Source organism: Zavarzinella formosa DSM 19928 (assembly GCF_000255705.1).
GTDB classification, from domain to species: domain Bacteria; phylum Planctomycetota; class Planctomycetia; order Gemmatales; family Gemmataceae; genus Zavarzinella; species Zavarzinella formosa.
On sequence record NZ_JH636447.1, the window covers coordinates 323,404 to 330,423 of the forward strand.

General features: G+C 59.4%; 6 protein-coding genes. All 6 read right to left on the reverse strand.

What is annotated here, in order from left to right; genetic code table 11:
- Positions 1-122: 122 nt before the first annotated feature.
- The gene (locus BGIM_RS58995) at positions 123-1,382 is read right to left on the reverse strand and encodes a TlpA family protein disulfide reductase (protein ID WP_020474895.1); all 1,260 of its coding nucleotides are present in this window, start codon (positions 1,380-1,382) and stop codon (positions 123-125) included.
- Positions 1,383-1,689: 307 nt separating this feature from the next.
- Positions 1,690-2,523, reverse strand: a complete 834-nt coding sequence (locus BGIM_RS59000) for a CPBP family intramembrane glutamic endopeptidase (protein ID WP_020474896.1) — start codon at positions 2,521-2,523, stop codon at positions 1,690-1,692.
- 49 nt (positions 2,524-2,572) lie between these two features.
- A complete protein-coding gene (locus BGIM_RS0138270; RefSeq protein ID WP_020474897.1) occupies positions 2,573-2,794 on the reverse strand; it encodes a hypothetical protein in 222 nt (73 codons plus the stop codon).
- Between the two features lie 78 nt (positions 2,795-2,872).
- Complete coding sequence (locus BGIM_RS0138275; RefSeq protein ID WP_020474898.1) at positions 2,873-3,190, reverse strand: hypothetical protein; 318 nt, start codon at positions 3,188-3,190, stop codon at positions 2,873-2,875.
- Positions 3,187-5,358 carry a phage portal protein family protein gene (locus BGIM_RS0138280; protein ID WP_020474899.1) on the reverse strand — a complete coding sequence of 724 codons (2,172 nt, stop codon included), beginning with the start codon at positions 5,356-5,358 and terminating at the stop codon, positions 3,187-3,189. Before BGIM_RS0138280 ends, BGIM_RS0138275 begins: the two co-directional genes overlap by 4 nt.
- A 379-nt stretch (positions 5,359-5,737) precedes the next feature.
- Positions 5,738-6,700: a leucine-rich repeat domain-containing protein gene (locus BGIM_RS0138285; protein ID WP_238537806.1), complete on the reverse strand. Its 963-nt coding sequence runs from the start codon at positions 6,698-6,700 to the stop codon at positions 5,738-5,740.
- Positions 6,701-7,020 lie beyond the last annotated feature (320 nt).

Sequence of the window (7,020 nt, forward strand, 5' to 3'; positions counted from 1 at the left end):
AGGGGAGGCGACTCGACCACAGCAAGCCACCCGGCAGCTGATGCTGCTCGGCTCGCCAATACCAAGAACATGCTCTGAAAGCCCAAAAACGCCACTTCAAAGAGGCGCGCAGAGTATTGCGTTCAAGGCCGCCCGCCTCGGGCTTCCGCTTCTTGCACCAGCCGGTCGGTGGCGGCGTTTAGCACGGCCGGTTCGGTGTAACCGTCGAACCGCTGGCGAATCTCGCCCCGGTCGTCGACGAGGTAGAACACCGGGATTCCCTGGACGTTCCACGCCCGAAAGAGATCGCGGCCATCTTTGGAGCGTCCAGGGCAAACTCGCCAAGTGACGTTTTCTTTGGCCAGAAATTGTTTTAGCCCGTCGATGGTGTCCTCTTCGCTGCGGTCGAAGCCGATCAGTTGAAAGGGTCGTTCCTTGAGCCGCTCCGCCAGCGCCCGCTCATGGGGGATCATCTGCCGGCACGGCGTGCAGTGTTGTCCGCCAAAGCTCAGCAGCACGACTTTTCCGCGAAATTCGCTCAGTTGCAGCGACTTGCCCTTGCTGTCGGCCGCCCGGATGTCCGGCGCCGGTTTGCCGGGCGCCAGCCGCCGGATGTCCACTTGCTCCATCGAATCCATGATCGCGCGGGCTTGTTTGCCGATGGTCGTTTGGGCGGGTCTTCCCTCATCGTCTTCCGCCATGTAGGGCATGTCGGCATGCTTTTCCATGAGCGACTGGCAAATCGTCTCCACCTCTTCGATCAGGCGAATCTCCTCGGTCGGGTCGAGATGGTCCAGGTGAATCGTGTCTCCCTGCTTGCGTGTTCTGGCGTGTTGCTCCAGTGTTTGCCAGCGGATGTGACAAGCCAGCGCCAGGGCCGCCTGAATGCGGACGCCGGCGTCCGCGTGTTCCTCGCGGGCCACTCGCAAGAACTTCTCCGCCGACGGGGAGAGGGACAACGCCAGTTGATGGCAATATTCCCCCAGACGGGAATCCCGCAAGGATGAGCGACGGAGCAGGGCGAACGCCTCGTCGACCTGGTCGGAATAGCAAAAACAGGTGACGATGCGGCAGCAAATTCCCAGCGCCGCCGGGTCGTCGGGCGAGTTCTGAACCAGACTCCAAATTTTGCGGGCATGCGCCTGATCGTCAACTCGTTGAACGGCTTCCCGCTCGGCCTCCGAACGGGCCGCCAGAATCGCTTGCGACCATCGTCGCTGATCCTCGTTGTACGAGTCGAACAGCGATTGAAACTGTTCCTGAACCGCAGGGCCGGCCGGCTTGTGCTCGCCGTCAGTCGGCGGCCGACGGACACCGAAAAAGCAAAACACCACCACGCCGACGCCGATCACCAGCGCCCCCAGACAGGCGAGATGTCCGCGACAAGGCCCCTTGTGTTCCATCACAAACCTCCCCATGTGTGCAAATTCAACAAACATCTTGTGTGAGATATTCAAGAGCCCCACTGCGTCAGCGGTGGGGGTGGCTCCCCGAGTGTGACGGCCACCCCCACCGCTGACGCAGTGAGGCTCTTGGGATCGCTTGCAAATGTTGCTGCTTGATTTTGCACTAGTGGTGTATTGTTTATCCATGCCAGCCAACGGCGCAGGCTAACCGACCCCAAGGCGACTGTCAAACCCGAATCATCGCAAAATCGTTCTTGCGACACGCCCGTGCTGGCGCCGTGAGTTTGATTCAACGATGGACTGCCTACGCCACGACGCGGGCGCGCCGGGACAGGTTGGCGGCCCCGTATCGCCATGTCAGCCCGGCGGCGATGAGCATATAGGGCAAGCCCAGCCACAATTGGGGGATTGCGGGCGGGTCCGGCTGGAAGAGTTGCTCTGGGGCGTCGATCGCCCCGTGCAGCAGCACGACCGCGAGCAGGCTTCCGCCGGTTGAATTGTAAACCCAGGTGAAGATGACCGAATACGCCATGACCGTGGGGACATAAACCGCCCATCTCGCCCAAGGGAACGGATCCAAAAACACGGGGTATGGAGTCAGGGCGATGCAATTCTGCAAGTGCCAGCACGCCCACACGACCCCGATGAGGAGGCTGCTCGTCAGGGCCGAGCAACGGCGTTGAAGGTGAGGCAGGGCGAAGCCGCGCCAGCCGATTTCCTCGAATATCCCCGCGCCCAGAAAACCCTGGCCGATCACCGCGACATGGAGATACTTGGCCAGCCATCGCGGCGACAGGGGCGAATCGGCATCACCGAACATGGCTGCGACTTTGACCGTCAGAATCGCGACCCCGAGGGGAAGCAGCAAACAGACAGCCAGCACCGGCCAGTTCTGGCGCAATAACGCAGGGTGAAATTGAACGGCCAGCCGCCGGATGCCCTCGAGGCGATACAGCCACAACAACATCACCAACCCGGCGAGGCTCGGCGCGGTCCCCGTGAGGTAAGGGGCGTAAGGCATCCATGTGTTGAATGGCAGACGATTCGCCACGCAGTACGAGAGGACGCCAATCCCCATGCCCGTGATCGCATAAGTAATCGCGAAAAACCACAACACCGGCGATCGTGATGGCCGCATAGTCTCTCCGTCGCCGAACGAGTTCAGCCGCCCAAGGACCTTGATTTGTTCAAGCCGAAGGATGAGACGGCGCTGATTTCGGTGTCAGATCGTGCTTGCCGTTGCCAATGGCGACCAGTTCATCGTGGGTGTAACCGCGGAAGGACTGGCCGGGACGAATGGTGGCCATCGCCCGGCCGCTGGGCAACGGCCTGTCGGCGTCGGGGGGAGGAGTGATTATTGTGATGACATAAACCACATTCTTTTTCCCAATGGAGATGTAAACCGTCATTGTTGTTCTTGCTCCTTCACGTCCCGCAGATATTTCGGACAAATTCCACCGACTGAGGAACATGAAAGATTTGTGCGATTACTCGGCCGGCCCGCCCCGACGTCTTGACAGTTTTGGCGATTCCGCCGAGGGGCGAGGCGGCGGAAGTTTGAGCATTGGCGGCACTCGGACAAGTCGTGGTTGGCCGCCGGCTTCTTCGGGCGCCAGAAATCGCACCGCGCCGGATCCGAAGTCGACGATTTCCTGATAGGTGACGCCATGCAATTTGTCGCCGGGCCGCATGACAAATCGTCCGGCGCTAACGGCCAGTGTCTTTGAAATCCCCCGAACCCGAATGAGCACATGATCCTCGCGGACAAGTATGTAATAGGTCTCGTCTGCGGCGGAGTTGTTCATGGGTTGTTCGTTTTGGGATAATTGGCGGAAAGCCATTCTGTCACCACCTTAGCCATTTTGGGGAATGAATCCAACAGCAGTTGGTCAATGTCGTCCGCGGGTTGCCCCATGCACCAAGTCACCGCCAGCCGGGCGAACACCTCTGTTCTGGCGATCATCAGGCTTTGTTCGGCAACCACCGGATCAGGATGATCTTTCGGCAAGTAGTAATCTAATGCGGCTTGATGGTTCGGGTCAAATGCCGCCATATCAGTGTCGTAAGCGGCGAGGAACGAAGGGTCGGCGGAAGAAAGATAAGTATCGCCGCCGTACAGGTGGTCGAGGGCGTGAAACAACTCTTCGCAAACGAGGTCGGCAGGTTTCGCGGGCGATTCCTCTTCGCCGGTGCTTGGATTAATGAATGAATTCGCCACGATGGCTTCGCAGCGAACGGGATCATATATGCCGGCCCGAATATCCAGATCCATGCCGTTCGCCAAGCCGGGATCTATCCGGTCTCGCAACTTGTTGACCAGATGAAAGGTCGTCTCGCCTGCGGCAAGATGCTCGTGGATTTTTAACGGGATCATATCCAGCCCTCGCATGATCTCGCGGGCATGGGCCTCTCCGGCGTCGAAATGTTGGGTGAGATAAGGATTATCTGAAGGTGTTTTGAGATCACGCATTTCCGGGGATGCCAGGCCGGCCAGTCGATTCAAGTTACCCTTGGTCTTCTGGCCTGCCTTTGAGCCTGATTTCTTTTTCGCGCCGGCCGACGGAGGAGACGATTGTTGATTGTCGGCGGATTTTGCGGCGAATTGACTTGTCTCGCCCTTGCCACCGCCTCCGCCACTCCCTTTTTTGGCAAACCGTCCAGTCTTCTCCCGTGGGTGTTTGTCCTTGTCGGAGGACGACCACGCTAGTTTGAGGCGGTGTTCCAGCTTTCGGAGTTTGCGGGCCAGCCGCTTGCGGGCGGTCAACGATAATTGCACAGGCTGTTTGTCATTGCCCTTCGGCTTGGCCTTGCTCTTGTCGTTGTCAGCCAGAACCTTCTCGGCCAGCGAGTCCGGGAGGATGTGATAACACTGTCGGCCGAAGTTGATAACGACCAGATTGCGCAAGATCTGGCGGTCAATCGCATCGACTAATAAGTGAACAACTTCGTCGCAACTGCTGAAGAACATCTGGGCGGGAATGGCGCGGCCCGAGTAGCCGCTTCCCACGGTGGCGGCGCTGACGAGCTCGGGAGGGATGCCCATGCCGACGAGGATTTCCTTGTCGAGTTCCTGCGGGTATTCGAGGATGTTGCGGACTTCATTGCCGGCCTTGGGGGGTTCGTAGGTCCAGAGGAACTGGCCGTTTTTGTCCATCGTCGAGGGGAGGGACATGACGGCCCCGGCCATCACATCCTCGGCGATCTGCCGGGCGAGGTCTTGGTTGTCGATGCTGGTGATGCCGTCGCCGTTGTCGTAACTGGTCCGGCCGACCGGATAGCGAATCGAGCCGCCGGAAAACGCGCCCTTTTTGAACCACAACTGCCGGGATTGGACGGCCCCGTGTCGGCCCCTTTTTTCGAGCCACGGCTCATAGGCCCCGGCCATGCGCGGCTGGGACCAATAGCTGCCGTATTCACTTTCACCGGAGAACCAGAAGGCGTGCGGCGCGAGCAAGTCGAACTCGCCGCCTTTGCAATCCGAGGCCATGCGTCCCCGGACGCGGATGCCGCAAAACTGGCCGCGATGTTTTCCCCTGGCAAATTCCAACGGACGGGCATCGCGAGGGTGAACCGGGTCGAAGCGATCAAACACCACCCGCTTCTTTTCGGTGGCGTAACTGATCTCGCCGACGCTGACGCCGTATTCAAAGAATCCGAGGAATTGCCGAAGCGAACTTCGCCAGATTTTTTGAAACTGCTGTTGAACAAATTGGCCGACTTTCTTGTCGTCGGCGACGATGTTGACTTTGACTTGATAAAGAGCAGCCCGGAGGATGCGCAAGGCAAACGTCACCTGCGGATCTCGCCGCATGGCGTCGGCTTCGCGCAGCGTAAACCACGGGTGTCCGTCAAGGGCGCGCCGGTACCGGTCGGCGCTTAACAGATGGGGCCGATAACCGGCGGTCTGGCGGCGGGATTGCAAAAACGCGGCCGGATCAAGCCGCACGCTTTCGGATGGGGTGTCGCTGGCCATCGCCAGAGACTAATGGCTACGCAAAACCGTGAAGCCGCGACGCGGAGTCTTCGCAGCGGAGCGCGGACTTCCGGCATTCAATCACTGAACATGCAATCAATGGCGAGCCGGGTGGCGTCAGCCCCCGGAGTTCGTCACACGGTAATGGCTTGAGCGATTATTGGGCGACAGACTCCGGGGGCTGACGCCACCCGGCTCGCCGGTCGTCGTGCAGGAGCGGAGGCATTATCGGGGTTTCCGTCGCCGCGCTCCGCTGCGAAGACTCCGCGTCGCGGCTTCACGGGTTTCTTCATTCCTCTGCCGCCTGTCCTGATCGCAACTCGACGGAGCGGCGGGCCTTGGGGCCGGGCGTTTGCCGTGATCCACAGTCCCGACACGGTTAGCGATTGACCTGGCATTTCGGGCGAGCTTGCTCGAACCCGGCCACCCCGGCGTCCGTCACCTTCGTCCCGCGAAGATTGAGTTGGGCAAGCCCCTTGATCGCGGTCAGTTCTTTCAGCCCGGCGTCCGAAACTTGCGTGCGAGTGAGAGACAGGAAAGCGAGGTTCTTGAGGGGGGCCAGTTCTTTCAACCCGGCATCCGAAATCATCGTGCCCGAGAGGCGAAGGTCTGTGAGGTTCTTGAACGCGCTCAGTTCTTTCAACCCGGTGTCCGAAACCTTTGTGTAAGACAGGCCAAGGTTGGTCAACTCCTTGAGCGAGGCCAGTTCTTTCAATCCGGCGTCCGAAACCTCTGTGTCCGAGAGGTCGAGGACGGTGAGGTTTTTGAGCGAGGCCAATTCCTTCAAGCCGGTGTCCGAAAACTTCGTGCGTGTCAGGGTGAGGTTGGCGAGGCTCCTGATGGCCCCCACTTCTTTCAGCCCGACGTCTGAAATCTTCGTGAAGGTGAGATCGAGGACAGCGAGGCTCTTGAGAGCGGCCAGTTCTTTCAGAACGGTGTCCGAGACATACATGTTGATGAGGCGGAGGTTTGTGAGGTTCTTGAGACAGGCCAGTTCCTTCATCCCGGCGTCTGAAATCTCCATGTTTGAGAGGCTGAGGTTTGTGAGGCTCTTGATCGCGGCCAGTTCCTTCATCCCGGCATCGCTTGTTTGCGTGTCATGGAGATAGAGGCTGGTCAGTCCCTTGAGCCTGCCCAGCGCCTTGAATTCAACGTCCGTCAGCTTTGGACCATCAAGATACGCGACCTTCCCGTTCGGCTCGACCGTCCCGCCGAGTTTCTTTATCGCTTCGATGGCGGCCTCTTCGGAGGGGTCAGCCCAAACGACTGACGGAACGATGAGGGCGCATAGCCCGACGACGAGCAGACGCATGGCGACAATCTCTGAAAATGACATGCTCATGATCATATCATCCGTCCGGCATGATTGACCGCATGGCGTGGGTTGATAAGCATGTTTGATTGGCCCGTATCACAAGATTGATGGTTTGCCCTTTCGTCTCGTCTTGTGAAGTTGCGATTTGTTGTGGATTGGGGTTTCTTGCGGGTTCCGGTCGCGGACCTCACCCCCCGGCCCCCTCTCCTGGCAGAGAGGGGGAGCAAGAGGGTGGTTGTCTTCTTTCGGAGCCGGAAGCGTCAGCGAGGGCCACGCTTGGGCCGGGGAAGGTTCTTCCTTTCACGGACAGCGACATCACTCGGGAAGCGTGGCCTTCGCTGACGCTT